Genomic DNA, 22,972 nt, shown 5'->3' with positions numbered 1-22,972 from the left:
CACGGGGAGATAAACGCTTGATAGGCGCTTAGCCTCCCTCACGAAGCGGAGAGAATGACATGAACAGAAGTGGAGTGCCGGAGCCGAGGATTGAGTATGCTCCCAAGCATTACATATGCAGGCGTGCGGGACAGCCGCTCGTGCTGGACGGCCGCGTGGATAAGGCATTCTGGGATGCGGCGGAATGGACCGACGATTTCGTTGATATCGAAGGGGATCTTCGCCCGAAGCCGGCCAAACAAACCCGGGTTAAAATGCTGTGGGATGACGACTATTTTTATTTTGCCGCCGAGCTGATCGAGGATCAGATTTGGGCGACCTTGACGGAACGCGATTCGGTTATTTTCTATGATAATGACTTTGAAATATTCATTGATCCGGACGGGGACAGCCATCAATATTACGAATTCGAGATCAATGCACTGAATACGGTATGGGACCTGCTGCTGGTGAAACCGTACCGGGATGGCGGGCCGCCGGTTAACGGCTGGGATATCAGCGGTCTCAAGACAGCGGTGTTTATCGATGGGGAGTTGAATCGGCCTGGCGCCGATAACAGGAAATGGAGCGTGGAGGTCGCGATTCCTTGGTCCAGTCTGAAGGAATGCGCCGAAGACGGCCGCCCGCCGTTGCCGGGCGAGTTCTGGCGCGTCAACTTCTCGCGCGTCGAATGGCAGACCGAAGTGCAAGACGGGGAGTATCGCAAGGTGATGAATCCGGAGACGGGCAAGCCTTTCCCGGAGGACAACTGGGTATGGTCGCCCATGGGCATCATCAATATGCATTACCCGGAGCTGTGGGGTTATGTCGTATTCGCCGACGGCGAGGAGGGGCATCAAGCGTTCACGCTTCCGGAAGACGAGCGGATCAAATGGGAGCTGCGCAGGCTCTATTACCGGCAGCGTAATCACTATGAAGCCCACGGTGAATTTGCGCGGGAAATGAAGGAGCTCATGGGCGAGGATTCGTGGAGCATCCAACCCGTGATTGAAACGACCCGCAGCCTGTTCCAGATGAGCGCGCCTTCTTCCGACGGCACGGCTCTGATCTGCATTCGGGAAGACGGAAAGCTATGGAGGGAGTGAGCGGAGGATGACCAGCCAAACCATGGTGTTCTCGCTGGATTCGCAAACGCTGGAGCGGATCGAGCAGAAGTTTCAGGAGAAAATCGTTTTTGCGGAGGCCCGCAAGGATCAGCTGTTTCACGTATTTGAGCAGGAACTGACGGAAGAAGAGACTTGGGCTTTGAAATATTTGTTTGCTTACATGCCGGTGAACGACTTGGCCGACTACGATGGTGCGTTGTTCTTAAGCCATGTGCGCCAAGCCTTGGACATCCGTAAGCGCGTGCCTTGGGGCGAGCGTGTGCCGGATCATCTGTTCCTGCATTTTGTGCTTCCATATCGGGTCAATACGGAAAATATTGAGGATTTCCGCGGTATCCTTTACAACGAGCTGGCCGAACGGACCGCGCGGTTATCGATGGCAGACGCCATTCTGGAGACCAATTACTGGTGTCATGAGAAGGCCACCTACATCGGCAGCGATCTGCGGACGATTTCGCCGCTGACGATGATCCGGAATGCGCGCGGACGCTGCGGCGAGGAGTCTACGCTGGCGGTGGCCGCGCTGCGAAGCATCGGCATTCCCGCGCGTCAGGTGTATACGCCGCGCTGGGCCCATTGCGACAGCAATCATGCCTGGGTGGAAGCATGGGCGGACGGCCAGTGGTATTACATCGGGGCATGCGAACCGGAAGCCCGGTTGAACCAAGGGTGGTTCAGTCCGCCGGCGCGCAGGGCCATGCTGATCAATACGCGAATTTTTGCCGATTACCCGGGGCCGGAGGATATTACCCTGAATGAGAAGGGATTTACGGAAATCAATTTGCTGGAGAACTATGCGCCGGCTCGCACCCTTGACGTGATCGTGAGGAACGAGCGGGGAGAGCCCGTATCCGGTGCAAGCGTCCGGTTTGAGCTGTACAATATGGCCGAATTTTATCCCATTGCCGAGATCAGAACGGATGAACGGGGAGTGGCCTCCTTTAAGACGGGTTATGGCGATCTCTTGATTCGAGCGGTCAGCGAAGGCAAGTGGAGCGAAATCTTATATAAGGCCCACGATAACGAACGTATTGAGCTTGTGCTTGCTTCATCCGAACAGCCGGCAGGAATCGTGGATTTCGATATGGTTCCTCCGCCCGAAGGAGAAGGAGATGCCACGTCGGCGCTGCCGGAAGAGATGATCCGGGCTCATAATCGCCGTCTGGAGGAAGGGTCAAAGATCCGGACCGACTACGAGGGGACATTCCTGAGCGAGGAAAAGGCATTCGCGGTGGCCAAGACGCTGGGGCTGCCACCCGAACGGGTGTGGGACGTTCTGCAAAAGGCCAGGGGCAACAGCCGCGAAATCGCCGCTTTCCTGGAGGAGCGATCGGGCGAATATGGCGAGTGGCCGCTGCGGCTGCTGGAGTCGCTGAACGAAAAGGATTTGATTGATACCTTCCGGCAAACGCTGGATGATCATCTGATGGGCGCGGTCTCCCGGCGCGGATCGTGGGATGAGGATACTTTCGTGAAGTACATCCTGTGCCCGCGGGTCTCTTATGAAATGCTGGTTCCGTATCGACGCGTATTCGACCATGCCTTTACGGCCGCGGAGGCAGAAGCGTTCAGGGAAAATCCATCGAAGCTTGCCGGTCATTTGGAGCAAGGCTATGCGTATCATGAAGATCTTCCCAACTTGAAGGGCAAGGGGAATCCGGCCGGCACGTACAGCCTGATGAAGGGAGACCAGCAGTCGCTGGATATCCTGTTCGTGGCGGTATGCCGCAGTCTGGGAATTCCTGCCCGGCTGCATCCGAGCGAGCAGAAGCCGCAGTACCTAGGTGATGGCGGTTGGGAAGATGCCGTATTCCGTCTGGCTTCCCATCGGAACCAGGAGGGATCGAGCTGGGGGATGCTGCAGCTCCTCAGGGATACGGAGGTTTCGAAGGACGTGCCAGCCGCATCCTATGCCGAGAATTTTACCTTCGCCCGCTTGGAAGATGGCGTGTACAAGACGCTGGTATACCCTTATGGCATGACCGATGTTTACGATGGGCCGTATGAGGTGGAGCCGGGTTCTTACCGCTTGACTTCGGGCGTCCGGCTGAAGGACGGAACGGTAAGCGTGCGCTTCACGTACTTTACCGTGCGAGCGGATGATACCGTAGCGGTAGCGCTGACGTATCGGGAAACGGCGGTCGACATTCCCGTGCTGGGCAAGCTCGAGACGGGCGGCGTTTTGACCCGGCTGGATGGAGCCGGGGCCGTTCTGAAGGGGCTGTTGGGATCAGAGGGAGCCATCGCTGCCTGGATCGAACCGGAGCGGGAGCCGACCAAGCATCTGCTTCGCGAGCTGAGCGAGCTGGCTGAGCCGCTCGACAAGCTGGGATTGCCGATTGTGCTGGCAATCGGAGATGCGGAATGGACGGCTTCCTTTGATCCGGCCGGCTATCCCAAGCTGCCGGCTCGCACGGTATTCGTGCGGGATTCCGGTTATGCTTCCTTATCGGGCTTCATCCCGGATCCTGCCGCGCATGAAGCCGGTTACCCTCATTTGTTCGTCCTGGACGGCCAGGACCAGATCCGTTATGCGGCTTCGGGATACAAGATCGGCACCGGGAAAGAAGCGCTGCAAATTGCAGCCGCGATATCACAACCCTAGAATGGATCGGAGTGAAGTGTAATGACGAAGTACATTGCGGCGGGATACGCCGTCGATTCGGCTCTTCCCGACATGACGCATGAGGATTTGACGAAATTGACGCATCTGAACGTGGCCTTCGGCCATGTCAAGAACGATGAGATCACGACCGAGCATCTGAAGAATGGCGAGGTTGTCCGGAACATCAAACGGGATCACCCCGGTCTTACGGTGCTGCTGTCCGTTGGCGGCTGGAGTGCGGGCGGTTTCTCGGAAGCCGCCTCCACTGAAGGGGGAAGGGGCCGCATGGCCGCATCCGCCATACGGGTGCTGGAGGAATACCCTTTTGACGGGATCGATCTGGACTGGGAATATCCTTGCTACGGGGAGGCCGGCATAGCGTCAAGTCCGGACGATAAACGGAATTTTACCCTTCTGCTCAAGACGATCCGGGAGGCTCTTGATGCCAAGGGCTCGCAAGACGGGCGTCACTACCTGCTTACGATAGCTGCGGGGGCCGACCAGTACTATGTAGACGGCACGGAGATGGCGGAGGTGCAGAAGTATCTGGATTTTGTCCAGTTGATGACCTATGACATGCGCGGCGGGTTTCAGATCCTGACCGGACATCATACGAATCTGTACACGCCCACCGGCGATCTGTTCCGAATCAGCACGGATGCTTCCGTGAGCCTGTTCGTCCAAGCCGGCGTCCCGAAGGAGAAGATCGTCATCGGTGCCGCATTTTATTCGCGCGTATGGAATGAAGTGCCGGACCGGAACAACGGCCTTCACCAAATGGCCGGCAGCACGGGCGGTTATGGTCCGGCTTTCGCGGCGCTGGCTGCCGAGTACATCAACAAGAACGGCTACATCCGTTATTGGGATGAGGAGGCTTGTGCGCCGTATCTGTTTAACGGCTCCAGCCTGATTTCTTATGACGATGAGGAATCGATTCGGTGCAAATGCCAATACGTGAAGGAGCAAGGCTTGGCCGGGATCATGTTCTGGGAATACGGATGCGACCCGACCCGTCGCCTGCTGACGGCCATGCATCAAGGACTTCAGAGCATCCCGGCCGGGAAATAGAAGATGCCGGCGCGGCGGGACGGCTGGCTGATAGCGCCTTAAAACATACGAAAACCTCCCTTGGACCCTAGGGCCCGAAGGGAGGTTTTCATTTATCCGGCGAAACCGTTACCCGATGCACTCCTCGTCGTCATCGTCCGTGGAATCGGCGGCGTTGGGACTGTGCATTTTGCGGTATTGGCCCGGCGTGTAACCCGTCTCTTTCTTGAATTTCCGGATGAAGTTCGGTGTATCCAGGTAACCGACCCGCGTAATGATATCCTTTAACGGGTCGGAAGTGTGGAGCAGCTGCCGGATGACCTCGTCCATCCGCTTCTGCCAGATGTACTGCGTAAAGTTCATGCCGATCTTCTCTTTGAAGGAGCGGCTGAAATACGACGAGGAGATGGAGAACTTGGACGAAATCGTGCCGAGACTCAGGTCATAATCCGTGAAATTGGCATCGATGTAGGCGACGATTTCGTCCATCAGGGAGCTTTCTTCCGTCTCGCTCTTCGCCTCGACATGGGCGCAGATTTCGGCGGCAAGGCCTGCAAGCTTCTTCTCCAAATCCTCCAGCGAGTCATAGGAAGTAACGCGCGGCAGCTGATTAACCACATGATGGATGCCCAGCTCCGAAGCCGTCTTCAGCATCGTGTTCAGGATATCAAAGCATATGCAGCGCAGGAGCGGTACGGACGGCATTTCCGCCTTCAGGTTATTCAAGGCGGTGGATACCATTTGAACCGCCACGTCGTAGCTGCCCTGCTTCAAGCTTTGTACCAGTTTCAGCAGCACATCCTTAGGGACCCAGAAGGAGGAATCCTGCGCACCGGAGCCCGAAAGAGCGTTAAAGAAGGTGCTGCTCCCCTGTCCATGCAGCATGGATGCTTCCAGCGCGGTCGTTGCCTCGATGAAGGATTGATTCAGCTGTTCCGGATAGCTGTAGCGGTTGCCTACCCCGATTGCTGGAGAGACGCCCGTGTGCTCGGCCGCGATCGATTGCAGCGCCAGGGCGATGGGCTCCATGCGAGCGTTAAGGCTCGCTTCATGGCCGGTTTCCGCATCGAATCCGACGATGAGGGCCAGCTGATCGGGCTGCGGCAGCTCCACGCCATAAGCATAGGCGGAAAAAGAGGTCAGCTCCACATCGTTCATCAGCTGCATGACAGGCCGCCGTTCCGGATTGTCGCCGATGGGAAGGGCATGCGACTCCCAGCCCATGGTCACGACAAAATAGTGGGATCGGCTGAAGCGGATGCCCAGCTTCTCCGTATACTCGGCGGGGAATTCCCCGGTATGGCCGTGCTTCAGCAGCATGAGCAGTATATGATTTCGGGCATAGGGCTCTTGAAGGTCGACGCGCTGGCTGTAATCATGCAGCGTCTTTTTGATCCATTCCAGCTCGTTGCTGGGGGTGGACGGTTCGGGATCATTCTTCAAGCGAATGAACTCCATCAAATCCGAAATCGGATGGTATTGCCGGCGGGCCAGCATGATCGCCAGAATGGTGCCCATCATCACCACGAAGGAGAATACCAGAACGATAAAAGTGCGGATATGCACGATGCGGCCGAAAAATTGGTTGCTTGGCATCGCGGTGACATAAGTCCAGCCCGTGTCCGATTTGACGGATACAACCGAATGGGGCTCTTGGTTCAACGAAAGGCTGTGCGTTCCCGGCTCAAGCGAGAACAGCGCGTTGACCTCCTGCTCGGTAATGGTCTCGCCTTTGTAATTGGCGGCCAGCACTTGTCCGTAATTATCGAAAATATAAGTCATCCCATGATAATCGCTGAGGATGGAGTCGATCAATCCCGTCAGATTCGATTCGTGGATGAAATACATGACGGTGCCGTGAGCCGGCGTATTGTTGGGTGCGATCGGCACAAGGTATGCCAGCATGGAATTCTGGGTTTTGGTCCCTTGCACGACTTGTTCCGCCGGACGCATGGTCGGGATCTGGACGGAGTTTAAATCCCGGACCATCTCCGTTTCGTTCCAGCTGTTGAATTTGTAGCGGTCGGTAAAAACGTTCAGGTTCTCAAAGCCTTGGGACGAGTAAATGCTGTTATCTCCGCGGAAGAAGAGGAACAGTTCATCGATGATGGAACTGGTCGCTTTGTATTTGACCAAGGCCCCGATGGATTCCCGGCTGTAGTACGGATGGTGGGTCCAATAGCGGGTCAGCTGCTCGTCGTAGGCAATTCGAAACGCGATGTCCTGCAGTTCCTTCATGCGCTCGTCGATGACGGTTTTGGCCTGGGTCAGCTGATTGACGTTGGTCTGCTCGATCTCGGAACGGAGCGTATCCACGGCATTGTGGTAAATGATGATGGTTAATATAACAAGAGGTATCAGGAAAATGGATATGTAGGACAGTGTGTATTTAAGCAGAAGCTTGGACTTGAAGTGATTCCATTTCATATCTGCAACCTCCCGGTATTTTAAGATTATGGAATGATAAGTTTACAGCAGAGCTGAACCATTCGATAATCGCAAGAAAATCTCCTCTGGGCATAAGTCTATCATCTGCGAAGGTGCGTCGATAGACGTTTGATCTTTTCTATTGTCTGATAGCGCTATCATAAATAAAGGCAAGGCTGTAGCTTTTCATGATTAGCCGCCGGATGTTCCTAATGAAAATACTAGGAGAACTTGACTAATAAATCAATGGATCATGACTAAAATTAATTGGAAACATGCAAAATTTCAAAATCGCGATGTAAATAACGAAGGTAATGGGTGCTTATAGGCCGTTCGCCGGGCTTCTATGGAAGCGGATGTCTTATCATTGCATACGTTGCTTGAAAAACCGGAGCCGCTGCGGCTCCGGTTGATTTGGGCTAGGCTGATCAGGCAGGTATTAAGGCTTGGCGACAAGCGTTGGAGCGACGCGATGCTTCGTTGCCTGCTCGTAGTCGTAGGCCATGCCGAGCAAGTCGGCTTCGCTCCACATTTTGCCGACAAAGGCGATGGAGAACGGAGAACCGCTCTTATAATATCCGGCCGGCACCGTGACGAGAGGAACTCCCGCGATGTTGATCTCGGGAACGGTAGTGTCGGCGATTTTGTCCTCGCTGTGAAGCAGCGGCGTTTCCTTATACATCTGAGGGAAGACGAGTGCATCCAGCTTGTGTTGATCCAGCACGTCGTTAAAAATTTGGAGATACTTCGTTCGGATTTCCGTGAATGTTGAGAGATCAGGGACGGAGCCGGGATTTTTCAAGGCTTCCGGGTACCTGGCGAGCGCCGATGGGGTCTCGCCCGTCTTCTCGATCAGTTCATCCACCGACTGAATGGCGGCATTCGGACCCAGGCGCTTCAGATACTGCTCCATATCGTACACGATCGATTCAATGCCGATGGAGCCTGCCGATTTGGCGAATTCGGCGAATTCCGTATCGGCGAACGGATCGGTAACCACGATGGCTCCCTGGCTCTCCAGTTCCTTCACGGCCCGGTCATATAGTTTCTGGGTCTCCGCCGTCAGCTCTTCGCCAAGCCACCCCGGGCCATAGAGACCGATGCGTTTGTTCTTGAGGGCCAACGGATTCAGCTTGGAGGTGTAGCCTTTCTTGGGAATGTTGCCGATCGATGCAACGGTCTTGGCATCCTCGGCCGTGTAGCCTGCGATGACGTCCAGCATGACGGCGGCGTCGTGAACCGTGCGGGCATGCGGGCCGACAACGTCTCTGGTGCTTCCGGCGAGAGGCACGACCCCGGCATTCGGCACCAATCCGAAGGTTGGTTTGATGCCGACCAGCGCTTGGGCCGCCGCCGGATTCTGGATCGATCCGCCGGTTTCTTCGGCAATGCCGAGCACGGCAAAGTTGCCCGATATGGACATCGCCGTGCCGGAGCTGCTGGCGCCCGGGACCAGCTTCCGGTCGATGGCGTTATAGGTGTCGCCGGCCCAGCTGGAGCTGGCGCGCGTACCGTCGGAGCTGAATGCCGGGATATTGGTCTTGCCCAGGATAATGGCGCCGGCCGCCTTCAAGCGGGCAACGACGGGGGCGTCCTTCTCCGGAATCAGCTCGATTCCGCCGAGCTCTTTGCTGAGCGGGGCCCAGCCGAAGGTGGACGGGAAGCCAGCGACGTCGACGGCTTCCTTGATGACAATCGGCACACCTGCAAGGGGGCCGAGCTTCTCGCCGGCCGCCCGGCGCCGATCAACCTCGCGGGCTTCCTGAAGCGCGCCCGCATTCATCATGGTGAACGCATTGTAATTGGATTCATAGATGCCGATCCGGTCGAGGTAGGCTTTCACAACCTCTTCGGTTTTGAACGTTCCTTCCGCGTAACCCTTCTCAAGCTCCTTCAATGTAATTTCCTCATAGGGAAACCGTTCAGCTGCCGCAGCGGTTATGCTGTTCATGGCCAACCCAAGCAGGAGTGCCATGGACAACACGCGTTTGAATATCTTGGTTTGTTTTTTCATCATTCATCATTTCCCCCATTCGTCGTTTTTCGCATCTCCCATGCGATCTTAGAGACTATCAAGGAACTGAACTGCAATAATGTAAGTATTAATAACATAAATATGACAATCCCTAAGTGATTTAGAACATTTCACCTCCTGATTCATAACATTTTAATGACAAAGTGGTGTTGGATTCTTTGTTAATTAGTAAAGTTAATGGTTTTTTTTGAAAGTGTCAATCATTTTATGAGATTTCGATAAAAAATAATGTAAGATAATCTTACACAAAATAGAACCCGTGTTCACGACAACCTGCTTGCTTAGGCTGTCTGGTCACGGGTTCTTGAAGGTTCCGTCCAACTTCGGGGGAAACGGACGTGGAATTAGGTTGCGCTGCCCTCCGCTTGAGCGAGCTGCAACTGCTTGCGATAGATGAATCTGGAGATCGAAACGCTGATTTCGTACAGCAGGAACAGCGGGACGATCACGATCAGATCGGACATGATATCCGGCGGCGTAATGGTCACGGCCACGATGCAGAGCAGGAAGTAGGCTGATTTGCGCATCTTGGCCAGCCGGTGCGGATTCACGATGCCGAGCTTCGTCAGAAAAACGACGATGGCGGGCATTTCGAACAGAAATCCGAACGGTACGGTCATATGAATCATGAACGTGAAGTATTTTTGCGCGGTATACATCGTTTGGAAGGCCCCTTCGGCCATGCGCTGCATGAACTGCAGCACCATCGGGAACAGCACGAAGTATCCGAAGCAGATGCCGGTAATGAATAACACGCTGATGACGGGAATGAGCAGCATGGCGGAGCGGTGGGTTCCGTCCGGCAGCGCCGGCTGCACGAACCGCCATATTTGGTAAGCGGCAATGGGAAGCGTGACGGTAACGGCCACCACGCCTGCAATGATCATATACACCCACATCACTTCGGAGGGACCGAGCAGAACGAGCTGCTCGTCCATCCCGCGTACCAGCCAGTGATAGATCTTCTCGACGTAGATGAAGGCGGCCACCATCGCGACCAGAAACGCAATCAGCGTGCGGATCAGGCGCTTCCGCATTTCCTCCAGGTGCTCGATCGCGCTTTGGTCGTTCGGATTAGCTGTGCTGCTTATTGACCGCTGCAGCAGTCTGCGGAGCATCGTCTTTTTTCCCATTCTCGTCGTCTCCGTTCATCAAGCCGCGGGTTGCGCCCTTAAATTCGCTTAAGGTTCGCCCGAAAGCGCGACCGAGCTCGGGAAGCTTGGAGGGACCGAATATGATGAGTGCGATAATCAAAATAAGAATTAAACCACCGATTCCAATGTTGCCAAACGGCATGATCCTCGCTCCTTTCGATTGGTATTATTCCAGTTTGAAGCCGCTAATCGCCACGACCGCGCAGCGCGCCATCTTTTCGCCGGAGCGGTGAGGCCATGTACTGGTTGGTTTGCTGAGGTCTTCCGTATTTTCGCCCGGGTGTTGAACGGACAGGAAGAGCGTCTGCTCGTCGGGAGTGAAGAAAGGGCCTGTCAGCTCGGACTCTACCGGCCCGGAAGCGAATTGCAGCGCAACTCCTTGTTCCGGCCCGCTTGTTGGGATCACGAACAGTCCGTTGTTCATAAAGGATTTATGAACGCCTTTGTTCTGGCTGCTGCTGGAGATGTCCGTCACGACCCACAGGTCGCCGTTCGAGTCGAACGCCAGGTTGTCCGGCGAGCTGAATCCGGATTGGCGTCCGCCGGCAGCAAAGATCTCAAAGTCGAACTCCATGGCGGCCAGATCGTTGCCTGCTTCAAAGATACGCGTGATATGACCATGGATGTTGCCGTGATTGTCGTTGTTCGTATGGCAGACAAACACGGTATTATCGAACGGCGAGATTTCGATGTCTTCCGGACGGTCCGTCGGCGTTCCGCCGACAAGACGCGCAGCTTCCTGGCAGTAAGTCACAACGTCCCCTTGGGACTTGAATTTGGCCTGGAGCTCTTTATCTTCTGCAGTGGCCTTGGCTACGGCTTCAAGGGTGACCGGCTGCCACTTACCCGATTTCAGGTTGGCAACGTACAGGGTTCCGTCTTCCAGAAGCACAGAGTTGGCGCGCCCTTTGCTCTTATCGTATTTGTGCTTGCTGATGAATTTATAGACGCAGGCATCCTTCTTGTCGTCGCCCATATAGACAACGACCCGGCCGTCTGCGGCAAGGCCCATGGCGGTGTTTTCATGATTGAATCTGCCGAGGGCGGTATGCTTTTTCAAGAAGGATTTATCGAACGGGTCCACCTCGACGACCCAGCCGTAGTGCGTATCCGGCAGGTTCGAGACTGCCGCCGTGTCTTCGAAATTCTCTTCGCAGGACAAAACCGTGTTCCACAGCGTTACGCCGCCGGAGCAGTTGGCAAACGTGCCGGTCGCCGTCGTGGCGCCCTTCAGGGCAGGGATCCCCTTGGCCGGGCCGGTGATGTCGAATTTGCTGAACCCGTTGATGCGGCGGGCATGGGTGGAGGTGGTGTCCATTTTCCATACGCCCTTCTCGTCGCGGTATACCTCAATGACCGACATGCCTTGGTAATACAGGTTTTTATGGATTTGATCCGCCGTCATTTTCCCGTCCTTCACAGGTCCGATCGAGAAGATGGTGGAATACTCATGATTGTTGACCAGGAGGCCGCGGACATTGGAGCCCTTGAGCGGGAAAAATGCGTTGTAATCGCAGCCGGAGCCGAATTTTTCGCCAGCCGGATTGATTACGTCGTCGAATGCCGCAATGACATCATATTTAAAATTTTTAGGCAGGACGAGCTGGTCTGCTTTGGTTGGTTCGATTGGCTCGAAGTAGCCGCTGACCCGATTCGTTTTGAATCCGAACAGATGATTTGCGGTTCCGGACATGGCGGAGGCCTTTCCTTCCAGTACGCCTAAGCCTGCGGAAGCGGCTGCCAATGCGGTTGCGCCCGTACCCAGATAAGACAGAAACGTTTTGCGGTCCATCGTTTTATTCAAGCTTATCCACCCCTAATGTATAAATTGCCATCAGGACAAGTTTATAGGGGAAATGTTATGGGAATATCATCGGTGAATGGTGGAAATGTAAAAATAAAGTAATCTAGGGGGCTATCGCCGCCCCCGAACATTTTTGGACTTGCGGGATTTGGGGATGGTGCCGGGAGGAGTCTTGCGGATCCAGCGGATGAAGGACTGCATGGCCGGATCCTGTTGCAGTGCCGCCAAGGTCGTTAAGCCTTGATCGACGAGCTGTTTATTGGTATAGAGATGATGGATTTGCTTGTGGCATGGAATGCACAACAGGGCGGTGGGAAGGCGAGCGCCGCCATACTCCCGGGGAGTCAGATGGTGAACGGTGGTTTCCACTCCGGTCCTGCCGCAGCAAGCGCACCGATTCTCTGTATCGTCCAGAGGAGCACCTCCTTCATGGTTGCGGGATCGAAGCTAAATCCGCTTTATTGGTTTGCCTCAAATGGGGGGGCGTTTATACCGCTGACGCATCTGATCAGCCATAATGCGGATATCCTCGGCCCCAGGCATCGTAAACCTGGAAGCCGCTTCGGCCAAATCCTTGCCTGCCTGCCATCCTCGAATGACCCCTTTAACGGCTGCGGTGAATTGACGCACCGCGTCGAAGCCGATGCCGATGTCGGTCAGTTCCTCGAGGCTCGCGGTGCTGTCAGCTTCTACTAGAGGATAATGCTTGGGGTCGGCTCCCTCAGCTGCGATATCATAGAAGGAACGGACCAGCCGGGCGCGTTCGCTGCCCGAACCTTCGGCAATGATAAAAGCCTGGATAATGAAGGCTTTCCGCTGCCGCCGCTGGGCAATGCCGCAAAATTTGAGGCCGCCGATGCTGAGATCAAACGTACCGGGGCAGAAGGCGCCGGCGATTTCGCCGGTATCGACGTTTCGGCCCGTGCCGCGGAGGGCTTCCCGGATCAGTTCCACCATAATTTCAAAGTCCTGATGGAAATCAGGCGCCGGTCCGGCGGAGGAAAACGGAAGGATGAGGGAGAGGTTCACCACACCCGCGTCCAAGGGTACCGCGGCACCGCCCGAATGGCGAACGGCGGTGTCATAGCCGAGGTAACGAAGGTGGGCCTCCCCTTGCAGCGCCTCGGGCAGGCGGCTGTCGCGCACGCCCATGACAAAGGCGCGCGGATGCCGCCACAGATGGCAGATGGCGGGCCCGCCCTCTCCGGTCAGCCTGCATAAAAGCTCGTCCAGCGCAAAATGATACAGCACGTCCTGGTGCGGCGCTAAATTATCGGTCCGGTCAAGCAGCAGGACGGGTTGGTCTTCTGGTAGTATCAGCGGCGGAATGTTCACGCTTGTTGCGCCTCCTTAATAGGGATAGGGTAAAGTAAAGCCCGATCAAATCTTGTTCCATGAACAGCATACCATAAATTCATGATCTTCCTGATATCGCAAGAAAAACTTCATCTAACCGCGGTCTGTCATCTGTGAATGTACGTCGATCAACGTTTTTGTTATAATCCGAGTAAGCTTATTGTCTTTGTGAGTCATATGGTTTGATTGGAGAATGACTTCACTTCATATATAAAAGGAGAAGATCAACATCATGGAGATCTATAATAGTGTGGTTGATATGATCGGCCAGACGCCAATGGTGAAACTTCGGCGGCTAGTGCCGGAAGGATCAGCCGACGTCTATGTAAAGCTTGAGAGATTCAATCCTTCCGGCAGCGTGAAGGACCGCGCGGCCTACAATCTAATTCATACCGCGGAGGAGCAAGGCCTGCTCCAACCGGGCGGCACCATTATCGAGCCGACGAGCGGGAATACCGGCATCGGCTTGGCGATGATTGCAGCCGCCAAGGGCTATCGGGCCATCTTGATTATGCCGGACAACATGTCCAAGGAACGGATTAATATCTTGAAGGCCTACGGTGCGGAGGTCGTGCTGACACCGAGCAGCGAACGCATGCCGGGCTCGATTGCCAAGGCGCTCGTGCTTAGGGAGCAGATTCCGGGCAGCTTCATTCCGCAGCAGTTCGAGAATGCGGCCAACCCGGACATTCACAGGGTGACGACAGCACCGGAAATAATGGAACAGATGGAAGGGCGGCTGGACGCCTTCGTGGCGACGGCGGGAACGGGCGGCACCGTAACCGGAACCGGGGAAGAGCTGAGGAAGTCTTTGCCGAACCTCCATATCGCGGTGGTCGAGCCGCAGGGCTCGCCCGTGCTCTCCGGCGGACAGCCGGGACCGCACAAGCTCGTGGGCACAAGCCCGGGCTTCGTACCAAAGATCCTGAATACAAGCGTATATGACGAGATTATCCAGATCGCCGACGAGGATGCATTGCAGACCGTTCGGAATTTGGCCCGCAAGGAAGGAATACTGGTAGGCCCATCCTCCGGCGCATCGGTATTCGCGGCCCTTCGCGTAGCGAAGCGGCTGGGGGAAGGGAAGCGGGTTGTCTGCATTGCCCCGGATACGGGAGAGCGGTATCTCAGCATGGATATTTTCTAAGCGGGAAGGACCTCCGGTTAACCGGAGGTCCTTTCTTGGTGTTCTATGGAGGGCATCCGCTGCTTAAGCTCCTGCATGAGTTGTTCATGGCTCCTCACGACGACCACTTTGCCGGGATAATCCGCAAGCGTGTCCTGGATCCGATATCGGCCCTCCCGCTGATAGGAGGCGCTCCAATCGAACATTTTTTTGAGCATGTCCCAAGTAGGGGTATAGTGCGCTTGTTCAAGTCGCAGTCGTTGCTTGATGAACCTTGTGATGATCCGGTAGGTTATTGTGGAGTAGGACGGGTTCAGAAAAACGATGAGATCCGCATGGCGGAAGCTGGGGCTGACCCATTTCAGATGAGCGCCCTCGATGATCCAGCCATTCGTGTTCACGATGCTTAGCAATAGCGCGTCCCGATCCGCCTCACTCCTCCTGATATCGTCCGGCTGGGCCCGCTCCCATACGACATTGTCGAGCTCGTAATAAGGGAGATTAAACTGGGCGGACAGCTTCCGGGCAAGCGTTGTCTTGCCGCTGCCGACGGAGCCGATAATATGGATCCGGTTCGGGATCTTAGTGTCCATAAGAGATCACCGCATTCATGAGAAATGGTAGTTAATCATTTCTGTACCGGAGCGGGGATGTCCTTGTTTCGTTAGTCGTAAAATTATAGTGCCTCCTGCGGCGAATCGCAAATCTGCTTGAAGAAGGCCGTGATTTGCTCGGCAATCCAGGAGGGTTGTTCCGCGGCAATGAAATGCCCGCCCGCATTCAGGTCCTTCCAGTGGATCACATTCGGAAATATCCGCTCCACGAATGTCCGGGGCGGACGCTCATTCCGCTGAGCGGTTAAGGTGACTCCGTGCGGTACAGGCGAAAACTCTTCGGGCCCCGGCCACCTCGTATGCTTGCCTTCATAATAATAACGGTTCGAGGCATTGATGCTCTGGGTCAGCCAGTAAATGGAGACGTTGGCCATGAGCTGCTCCTTGCTGAAATGCTGCAAGACGTTATCATCCTCGGGAGAGGTCCAGTAGTGCCATTTTTCCAGAATGAACGCGGCCAGCGCTACGGGCGAATCATGCAAACCATAGGCCGCGGTCTGCGGACGTGTGCCCAGGATATGGGCGTAAGCGCCCTCCTCGCGTTCCCATTGCTTCTGATATTCGAGGAAAGCGGTCCCCTCGTCGGACAGCGTGGAAGACGAATCCGCATAGGGACTTGGGTTCCCAGGCGAGGTGGTATGATAGCCGATGAACCGGTCGGGATGGTCAAGACACATAAGTCCGAGGATGCTGGCACCGATATCGTAGCCATGTGCGCCGAATCGTTCATAACCAAGCCCTGTCATTAGTTTCATGAGCAGTTCCCCGGCCTGACGGTCCTCAAAGCCCGGACGTAAAGGAATGCCGGAGAACCCATGGCCCGGGATAGACGGTATGACAACGTCAAAGGAAATTTCCGCATGACCGCCGAATTGTCCAGGATTCATAAGATATGGGATAAGTTCCAGCATTTCATAGAAGGAGCTCGGCCAACCATGAGCAATGAGGAGCGGTACGGAGTGTTCGCCGCTGCCCTTGATATGTATAAAGTGAATATCGATTCCATCGATTTGGGCGATATAATTCGGATAAGTCTGAATGGAGCGCCGGAAGGCTCCCCAATCGAATTCATGCCTCCAGTAGGCGATCATGTCCTTCATGAAATCAAGGGGGATGCCATAATTCCAATTTCCGCCGGGGATTTCGTCAGGCCACCGGGTCATGTCCAGTCGCCGATATAAATCGTCGATGGCAGCGGACTCGATTTGAAAAGAAAACGGTTGGATATTCATTCGCTTCACCTCTTAGGAAGAATGGGAGTCTGGTATACTGATACCAGCAGACTTGCAGCAGAATAGATAAAAATGGAGCAAGGGTGCTTTCTTTTAATGTGATGACCATTAAAATATTATAAATGGTTAGATAACCGATAAATACACTTTACTGGTTTGTTATAGGGAAATCAATAGGAGGTTTGTTTGTTGTGGGAAATGAATTTGAGCAGCTCGAAATCATCGCCGATTTTATCAACACCCATGATAAACGGATGCGGTATGAGGGGGACCCGGGTTTGGAGCTGCTTTCTACCGCGGACGATCTGCGTACATGGCTGTTAAAAAACGGCTTTATTCTGAAACAGGACGCCGTATCCGAAGAGGATCTGGCTTTGGCCCGCGATCTGCGGGGCGGCTTAAGGGCAGCCATTCCGAATAATATACATGACCACAAGGAAGCCGGCTTCCAAGCGTTAAACCGTGCAGCCGACCGATTCCGGTTCGCCTATAGCTTCAGTGAAGCCTCTGACGCCATTGAGCCAGTGGATGCACAAGGAAGAGGGGGATTGGCCCGGCTGCTGATTCAGGTATTCCGGCTTCGTGAGAACAACGCGTGGAACAGATTGAGAGTGTGCACAGCCGCGGATTGCCAGTGGGTATTCGTTGACCGCTCCAGGCCGGGAACGGGCAAGTGGTGCTCAATGAAGGCCTGCGGCAATCGGGCAAAAAATAAGACGTATCGGGAGCGGGCGAAGTCCATGGGATGAACTGCCTGCCATAGGAACGGGCTTGGATAAGGATCATCGCCCCTCCATCGACCAATCAAGCGTTTGTCTTGATCGGTCTTTTTTTCGTGGAGCCTAACGTTTTCAACAGGAATACACGGTCCTATAACGAAATGGTTGTTACTTATTATTTTTTTTATTGAAAAATGTGAAGCGTTTGTCGATTAGGGGAAACTCTATTCGTTGGTTAAGCATAGGACGAAAAATTTAAGCGAAAGCAACGATAACCAGGAGGGGAAGAAACATGAGATTTATGATGATCGTGAAAGCAACCGAGGATTCCGAGGCAGGCGTGCTGCCAAGCTCAGAGCAATTGGATGCCATGATGAGGTACAACATGGAGCTGGCGAGGGCGGGCGTGCTGCTTGCTGCGGATGGGCTCCATCCAAGCTCGGGCGCCATCCGGATTTCTTATCCGGAGCCGGGAGGCAAGCCGAAAATCACCGATGGTCCCTTTACGGAAGCGAAGGAACTGATCGCGGGGTACACCTTGATCGAAGTGAAAACGAGGGAAGAGGCGATCGAGTGGGCCAAACGCATGCCCGATCCGCACGGCTTCGGCGCGGGGCAGATCGAGCTCCGTCAGGTATTCGAACCGACAGAGTTAACGCAGGACCCGGAAGCGCAGGCCAAACAATATGAAATGCGCGAACACATCCAAAGGCAGAATCCGTAATGTCGGCGGCCGATACCCATCGTACGATCGAGGCCATCTGGAGAATCGAATCTTCCAAAATCATTGCCTATCTGACCCGGATGGTCCGTGATATCGGTCTCGCCGAGGATCTGGCTCAGGATGCGCTCATTGCAGCGCTGGAACGGTGGCCGAATGACGGAATACCGGATAACCCCGGCGGATGGCTTATGACCGCGGCAAAGCGCAAAGCGCTGGACCTGCTGCGCCGGAATAAGGTGCGCGATCGGAAGTATGAGCTGTTGGGACGCGAAATGGATTCCCGGATGGATTCGGAAATGGAGGTGCCGGAGGCGGGAGAAGTGAACGACGATCTTCTGCGGCTGATCTTTATGACCTGCCATCCGGTTCTGTCCCCCGAGGCCCGCGTAGCCCTGACGCTGCGTCTGCTCGGCGGGTTGACGACTGCGGAGATCGCCCGCGCTTATCTTGTGCCGGAACCGACGATCGCGCAGCGAATCGTTCGTGCCAAACGGACGCTGTCCGCGACCCGGGTTGCATTCGAGATTCCCCAAGGAACCGAACTGAAGCCGCGATTAGCATCAGTTCTCGAGGTCATCTACCTCATGTTTAATGAGGGATACGCCGCCTCATCGGGCAGCCAGTGGATTCGTCCGCTGCTGTGCCAGGAAGCGCTTCGGATCGGACGGGTGCTGGCGGAGATTGCGCCGACCGAGGCCGAGGTGCACGGATTGGTCGCGTTGATGGAATTTCAGTCCTCCCGGTTCAAGTCACGGGTCAATGCGCAGGGCGAGCCTGTGCTGCTCATGGACCAGAATCGGGCATTATGGGATTATTTATTGATCCGGCGGGGTTTTGCAGCTCTTGAGCGAATCGAGCGGTTGGGGGGAATGACCGGGCCTTACGCTATTCAGGCAGCCATCTCGGCATGTCATGCCGGAGCGCCCAGTGCCGCAGAGACCGATTGGATTCGGATCTCCGCGCTGTATGAGGCATTGGCGCAGGTGTCTCCCTCGCCGATCGTGGAATTGAACCGGGCCGTGGCCCTCTCCATGGCTTTCGGTCCGGAGATCGGGCTTGAGATCGTGGACGTTTTGCGAAGCGAGCCGGCCTTGAAAGGATATCATCTTCTACCGAGCGTGAGGGGTGACTTGCTCTTTAAGCTGGGTCGCCTGGACGAGGCCTGCGCGGAGTTCAAGCTGGCCGCATCGCTGACGGATAATCAAAGGGAACGGGCGCTGCTCCTTGATCGTGCGGCAGAATGCCTGCGAGCGGCCCCTTGAGATACGCTTTGGCAGCATTTTATAAAAAAATCCGAAAAAAATATGAAAGTCGTGTCGATTACGTCAAATCCCGTTCGTCATTAAGATATAAAACAAAAAAAATCGAACCGAGAGGAAGATGAACATGCAAGCACAAATGGTACCTTTTATTATTTCGGAGGATGCAAGAGGCCAGGCCGAATTCTATATGCAGGCGATTGGCGGAGAGATCGGTTTATTGACTACATTCAAAGACATGCCGGGAATACCCGAAGCCCATCAGGATAAAGTCATGCATATGTCGTTAACGCTGGCCGGCGGCAATCAGCTGATTCTCTCCGACGCTTTTCAAGAAACCGGCAAGAGCACGAGCATGGGACTGGCCATCACGTTCGATCACGAGGAAGACGCCCGCGCTGCTTATCGCCATCTCAGCGACGGGGGGACCGAGAAGTATCCTTTTGCCCTGCAGCCTTGGGGAGCCTATTACGGCGAAGTGGTGGACCGGTACGGCATGACTTGGCAGATGGTTCATCAGGCCTGAGCCTAGAGCTGCCGGAAGCATCAATCCGAAATTGAAATCCATACACATTTGAAAAATACCATACTACGATACAGAAGGAGCCAATAAGATGAATCAAGAGGTAACGGATTACATGGCAGCCATCAGCGATACCTGGAAGGTCGAAGTCAGCGAGAGGCTTCGGGAACTCGTGCACAATACGATCCCGGACGTCGCGGAACGGCTTCAATATAAAAAGCCGCATTTTCTGAAAAACGGAAAATACGCGGCGGTAATCAGCGTCGCGAAGAGCGCCGTGAGCTTTACGATTTTCAATGCGGAAGGGCTGGAATGGCCCGAGACGCTGTTCGAGGGGCCGCCAGAGCGGAAGACCATCAAAATATCGGCCGGGCAGCAGGTCGACTACGCAGCGCTGGCTTCCTTGCTGAAGCAGGCATCCGAAGGTCTGTAATCCATATGTAGCAAGAGGTGCGACACGGGTAACAATACCGCGGGAGCGCCCCGGCATCTAAAGCCGCGATCCTAGGAGGATCGCGGTAAACGTCATTCTATTTCTTGGTGCCGTGCTGTTTGGTTGGCAGCTTGTCGCTTGGCGTTCCTTTGCCGTGATTCTCTTTGTTGCGACGGGCTTTCTCCGCGTTCTCGTTCATTTTTTCCACGAAATCATGCGTGCTTTCCATAGGATATAGACTCCTTTCATATAGAGTTGCTTGCCTGATCGTGCTTAATATAACCATTTCGTTGTGATCCTATTTGAAGATTTTGAAGACTCTGGAACGGGTAGGGATTGTGAGATTTTCGTATTGGGGGGATGAAGGATGTCCAGTAAACTTGTGTTGATCATGGTGGGAATGCTCGTTGTTCTGGGTATCGCCGGCTGCAGCGGAATTAACGAGGATACCGGATCTGCGGACCAACGACTGTATTCGGTCAAGAAACTGATGAAGCTGGACGCAGCGAAGGTAAAAGCCATTCAAGTCGTGTATGGGGATGGCACGCGGATGGTGCTCGACCAGGAACAGGACATTGAGCCGATCATGAAGCGGGTGGATACCCTTCAAGCCAAACGGATGGCGGGTAACGAGGAACCGGGGTTTCTGTTCTTTATGGATGTCGTGCAGGGCGAGCAGCAGATTCGCGTGGCGAGCGAGTTTGAGGTGGATGGGGAGTCGTATATATTGGCAGGCCCGGAGCTGCCCGAACTGAACGCGTACATAGTGGAGCTGGGACGCTCCCATAACCCCGAATTGCTGCCGGGATTAACGTTTAACGAATAACTTCCCCGTGGGGAGCTTTGCCGCGAATCCGTCAGCTTGCGGAATGGATGCCAAACGGTCAATTATACGCAAAAAAAGATCCAGCCGGGCCAATGCCCGGGCTGCATCTTGTTCGCAGGAGTCTAAAGACAGCCTAAATCCCGCTGCCGGATCCAACGTCTCGCTTACTTCTTGTGACTGATCAGCAGCTCGTATTTGTTCAAGGATGCACCCAAAATATTCTCGTTGCGGCCCTGACCGTGGGATTGCCGGAACGATTCGCTGGAAGTCCAGCGCTTGAACGCCTCCTCGTCTTCCCAAACCGTAGAGATCTTCAGTTCCTCGGCCTCTGCGCCTTCCTTGGCTTCATGCCATACTTCCATCCGCACGAATCCTTCAATCTCCTGAACGCCCTTCGCTTCAGCGAACCGCTGCGCGATTTCTTGTCCGAAGCCCGGTTTGACCTTGATCGAGTTTGTAACAACCAGCATATACGTGATCCTCCTTTGGTTTATGAGCGGAATAATTCCCGACATGTCTTGTTCTTTCTTGTACGTCCATTATACATGAACGAAAGAACCGATTTCATCTCAGGGGACCGGGATAACCCTGGCTTCATGCCCGAAGAGAAGGAAAACTCAGGTCGCGGGGGGACCTTCAGCCTGGAGCTCTGCCGCAGGTACGGCGGAAGCCGGGGCTGCCGCTTTAGGTTTTGCCCTTCCGCTCCACGACCAGTAGGTGCCTATACGGAGCAGCCGTTCAACCGGTCCGCTGCGGAACCGTTTCAACCAGAGCAGGCTGGCCGTTGCCAGTACGGCATAGATGAGGATCGCCAGCAGCGCTCCCTGCAGCACGCCGAGTTTGCCGAACATGCCCAATCCGAAACCGTAAAATATCAATACGCATACAACGCTTTGCGTCAGATAGTTCGTTAACGACATTCGCCCCACCGCTTCGAACGCCCGGATCACCACCGATTGTTTGGACGAGAAGGCGTATAAGGACGCGAACAGGTGGAGATACCCCAGCGCGAGCAGGGGGCCGCCGAGCATCATCAGGACGCCGCTCCAGTTGTTCGTGGATTCGAGCATAACGCCTGCGGTTTTCAGTCCAAGCCCGACCGGAATGAGCAGCGACCACCTTAAATACAGCTTGATCTCCATGGACGGATGGAGGAAGCGCCCGCGTTTCGCGGCGACCATGCCAAACAGGAACATCGGCGCGCTCATGAGAGGGGCAATCAGGATCACCAGCAGCATCAGCCAGTCCGGGAGGTCGATGGGCATTTCCTCGGTTGACCGGAAGTTTAGGATCTCGCTATACGTGCCGCTGCCGTAGACTTCGATGGACTGCTTCACATAGTTCTCCATGCGCTCCGCTTCGCCTGCCGCAGGCTCCATGGAGCCGTACCCCAAGACGGCCATCAGCGCGAGCAAGAGAATGCCCCAGATCAAAATCGTTTTGGCCTTCCGTTTCACGAACAGCACCAGGAAGAGGCCGATCCCCCCATAGAACAGCAGAATATCGCCTTCCCAGATGAATATGGAATGCAGCAGGCCGAGTACGATCAGAAGAACCGACCTGCGGAAGAAGCTGCGTCCGTATTTAAACCCCTTGCCGATCAGGCTTTCCCGCATCTTGATCATGCTGTAGCCGAACAGGAACGTAAAGATAGGCATGAAGCTGCCCTCTACGAACACCTTGAGCATGTCATGGCTGATCAGGTCCAGCGTGGAAGGCTGGAAGAAATGCAGCTCGTCTTTACCGAACATGCCGTACTGGAAAATAAGCATATTGGCCATCAGGATGCCGAGCAAGCTCAAGCCGCGAATCGCATCCACGGCGGTCGAACGTTTATTTGAATTCATGTCAATCACCTCTGACACCCAGTATAAAGCTCCAAACGAAATAACTCGGAAACGGCATCCTAACTTTTTCTTAACACTTCCAGCATTTGTTTAACTCCTGTTAAGGTTGCTGTGCTAGCATAAATGTCGGGTGAG

At 54.8% G+C, this 22,972-nt stretch carries 22 protein-coding genes; 10 read left to right on the top strand and 12 right to left on the bottom strand.

The features are described from left to right. The first annotated feature begins 59 nt into the window (after positions 1-59). Genes RB298_RS05880 through RB298_RS05870 form a run of 3 tightly spaced genes read left to right on the top strand, consistent with a single transcriptional unit; the run spans position 60 to position 4,779 of the window. On the top strand, positions 60-1,085 hold the full coding sequence (locus tag RB298_RS05880; protein ID WP_452518873.1) for a carbohydrate-binding family 9-like protein: 1,026 nt from the start codon (positions 60-62) through the stop codon (positions 1,083-1,085). Between the two features lie 7 nt (positions 1,086-1,092). Beyond that, entirely contained in the window at positions 1,093-3,711 is a 2,619-nt protein-coding gene (locus RB298_RS05875) for a transglutaminase domain-containing protein (protein ID WP_486046310.1), read from the top strand. Positions 3,712-3,732: 21 nt separating this feature from the next. Next, on the top strand, positions 3,733-4,779 hold the full coding sequence (locus tag RB298_RS05870; RefSeq protein WP_486046308.1) for a glycoside hydrolase family 18 protein: 1,047 nt from the start codon (positions 3,733-3,735) through the stop codon (positions 4,777-4,779). Positions 4,780-4,887: 108 nt separating this feature from the next. On the opposite strand, the gene RB298_RS05865 is transcribed toward RB298_RS05870, so the two are convergent. From RB298_RS05865 to RB298_RS05835, 7 genes are all read right to left on the bottom strand, one after another. After that, positions 4,888-7,185 (bottom strand): helix-turn-helix domain-containing protein, encoded by a 2,298-nt coding sequence (locus tag RB298_RS05865; protein ID WP_486046306.1) that lies wholly within the window; start codon positions 7,183-7,185, stop codon positions 4,888-4,890. A gap of 439 nt (positions 7,186-7,624) precedes the next feature. After that, positions 7,625-9,202, bottom strand: a complete 1,578-nt coding sequence (locus RB298_RS05860; RefSeq protein WP_375121535.1) for an amidase — start codon at positions 9,200-9,202, stop codon at positions 7,625-7,627. 362 nt (positions 9,203-9,564) lie between these two features. Continuing rightward, entirely contained in the window at positions 9,565-10,338 is a 774-nt protein-coding gene (tatC, locus tag RB298_RS05855) for a twin-arginine translocase subunit TatC (protein WP_192572731.1), read from the bottom strand. Beyond that, positions 10,295-10,516 carry a twin-arginine translocase TatA/TatE family subunit gene (gene tatA, locus RB298_RS05850; RefSeq protein WP_096775768.1) on the bottom strand — a complete coding sequence of 74 codons (222 nt, stop codon included), beginning with the start codon at positions 10,514-10,516 and terminating at the stop codon, positions 10,295-10,297. Before tatA ends, tatC begins: the two co-directional genes overlap by 44 nt. A 24-nt stretch (positions 10,517-10,540) precedes the next feature. Then, positions 10,541-12,166: a PhoX family protein gene (locus RB298_RS05845; RefSeq protein WP_486046466.1), complete on the bottom strand. Its 1,626-nt coding sequence runs from the start codon at positions 12,164-12,166 to the stop codon at positions 10,541-10,543. Positions 12,167-12,289: 123 nt separating this feature from the next. Beyond that, a complete protein-coding gene (locus RB298_RS05840; RefSeq protein WP_277747277.1) occupies positions 12,290-12,547 on the bottom strand; it encodes an HNH endonuclease in 258 nt (85 codons plus the stop codon). Between the two features lie 102 nt (positions 12,548-12,649). Beyond that, entirely contained in the window at positions 12,650-13,513 is an 864-nt protein-coding gene (locus RB298_RS05835; RefSeq protein WP_096775770.1) for a lipoate--protein ligase family protein, read from the bottom strand. A gap of 253 nt (positions 13,514-13,766) precedes the next feature. Here RB298_RS05835 and cysK point away from each other — a divergent pair, with 253 nt between their 5' ends. Further along, on the top strand, positions 13,767-14,681 hold the full coding sequence (gene cysK / locus RB298_RS05830) for a cysteine synthase A (protein ID WP_096775771.1): 915 nt from the start codon (positions 13,767-13,769) through the stop codon (positions 14,679-14,681). A 17-nt stretch (positions 14,682-14,698) separates the two neighbouring features. Here cysK and RB298_RS05825 read toward each other — a convergent pair whose 3' ends face one another. Together RB298_RS05825 and RB298_RS05820 are read right to left on the bottom strand one after the other, a co-directional pair. Continuing rightward, complete coding sequence (locus tag RB298_RS05825; protein ID WP_096775772.1) at positions 14,699-15,253, bottom strand: P-loop NTPase family protein; 555 nt, start codon at positions 15,251-15,253, stop codon at positions 14,699-14,701. 83 nt (positions 15,254-15,336) lie between these two features. Beyond that, the gene (locus tag RB298_RS05820) at positions 15,337-16,506 is read right to left on the bottom strand and encodes an epoxide hydrolase family protein (protein ID WP_486046302.1); all 1,170 of its coding nucleotides are present in this window, start codon (positions 16,504-16,506) and stop codon (positions 15,337-15,339) included. A 191-nt stretch (positions 16,507-16,697) separates the two neighbouring features. Between RB298_RS05820 and RB298_RS05815 the strand changes: the two genes are divergently transcribed. The 5 genes from RB298_RS05815 (at position 16,698) to RB298_RS05795 (ending at position 20,164) form a co-directional block, all read left to right on the top strand. After that, entirely contained in the window at positions 16,698-17,255 is a 558-nt protein-coding gene (locus RB298_RS05815) for a CGNR zinc finger domain-containing protein (RefSeq protein ID WP_096775774.1), read from the top strand. A 262-nt stretch (positions 17,256-17,517) separates the two neighbouring features. After that, positions 17,518-17,949 (top strand): YciI family protein, encoded by a 432-nt coding sequence (locus RB298_RS05810; RefSeq protein WP_096775775.1) that lies wholly within the window; start codon positions 17,518-17,520, stop codon positions 17,947-17,949. Next, positions 17,949-19,211 carry an RNA polymerase sigma factor gene (locus tag RB298_RS05805; protein ID WP_096775776.1) on the top strand — a complete coding sequence of 421 codons (1,263 nt, stop codon included), beginning with the start codon at positions 17,949-17,951 and terminating at the stop codon, positions 19,209-19,211. The genes RB298_RS05810 and RB298_RS05805 overlap by 1 nt, the downstream gene beginning before the upstream one ends. Positions 19,212-19,335: 124 nt before the next feature. After that, the gene (locus RB298_RS05800) at positions 19,336-19,734 is read left to right on the top strand and encodes a VOC family protein (protein WP_096775777.1); all 399 of its coding nucleotides are present in this window, start codon (positions 19,336-19,338) and stop codon (positions 19,732-19,734) included. Positions 19,735-19,822: 88 nt separating this feature from the next. Further along, positions 19,823-20,164: a DUF1801 domain-containing protein gene (locus RB298_RS05795; protein ID WP_119850991.1), complete on the top strand. Its 342-nt coding sequence runs from the start codon at positions 19,823-19,825 to the stop codon at positions 20,162-20,164. Positions 20,165-20,261: 97 nt separating this feature from the next. Here RB298_RS05795 and RB298_RS05790 read toward each other — a convergent pair whose 3' ends face one another. After that, positions 20,262-20,393, bottom strand: coding sequence for a DUF4023 domain-containing protein (locus tag RB298_RS05790; protein WP_009590359.1), 132 nt, complete (start codon positions 20,391-20,393; stop codon positions 20,262-20,264). A gap of 138 nt (positions 20,394-20,531) precedes the next feature. Between RB298_RS05790 and RB298_RS05785 the strand changes: the two genes are divergently transcribed. Next, a complete protein-coding gene (locus tag RB298_RS05785; RefSeq protein ID WP_096775779.1) occupies positions 20,532-20,990 on the top strand; it encodes a hypothetical protein in 459 nt (152 codons plus the stop codon). 164 nt (positions 20,991-21,154) lie between these two features. Here RB298_RS05785 and RB298_RS05780 read toward each other — a convergent pair whose 3' ends face one another. Then, entirely contained in the window at positions 21,155-21,460 is a 306-nt protein-coding gene (locus RB298_RS05780; RefSeq protein WP_036659302.1) for an antibiotic biosynthesis monooxygenase, read from the bottom strand. Between the two features lie 147 nt (positions 21,461-21,607). Next, positions 21,608-22,837, bottom strand: a complete 1,230-nt coding sequence (locus RB298_RS05775) for a DUF418 domain-containing protein (RefSeq protein ID WP_096775780.1) — start codon at positions 22,835-22,837, stop codon at positions 21,608-21,610. Positions 22,838-22,972 lie beyond the last annotated feature (135 nt).

The organism is Priestia sp. BR_2 (assembly GCF_041954005.1).
GTDB lineage: Bacteria > Bacillota > Bacilli > Paenibacillales > Paenibacillaceae > Paenibacillus_AQ > Paenibacillus_AQ lautus_A.
This window is presented reverse-complemented; position numbering and strand designations above follow the sequence as displayed.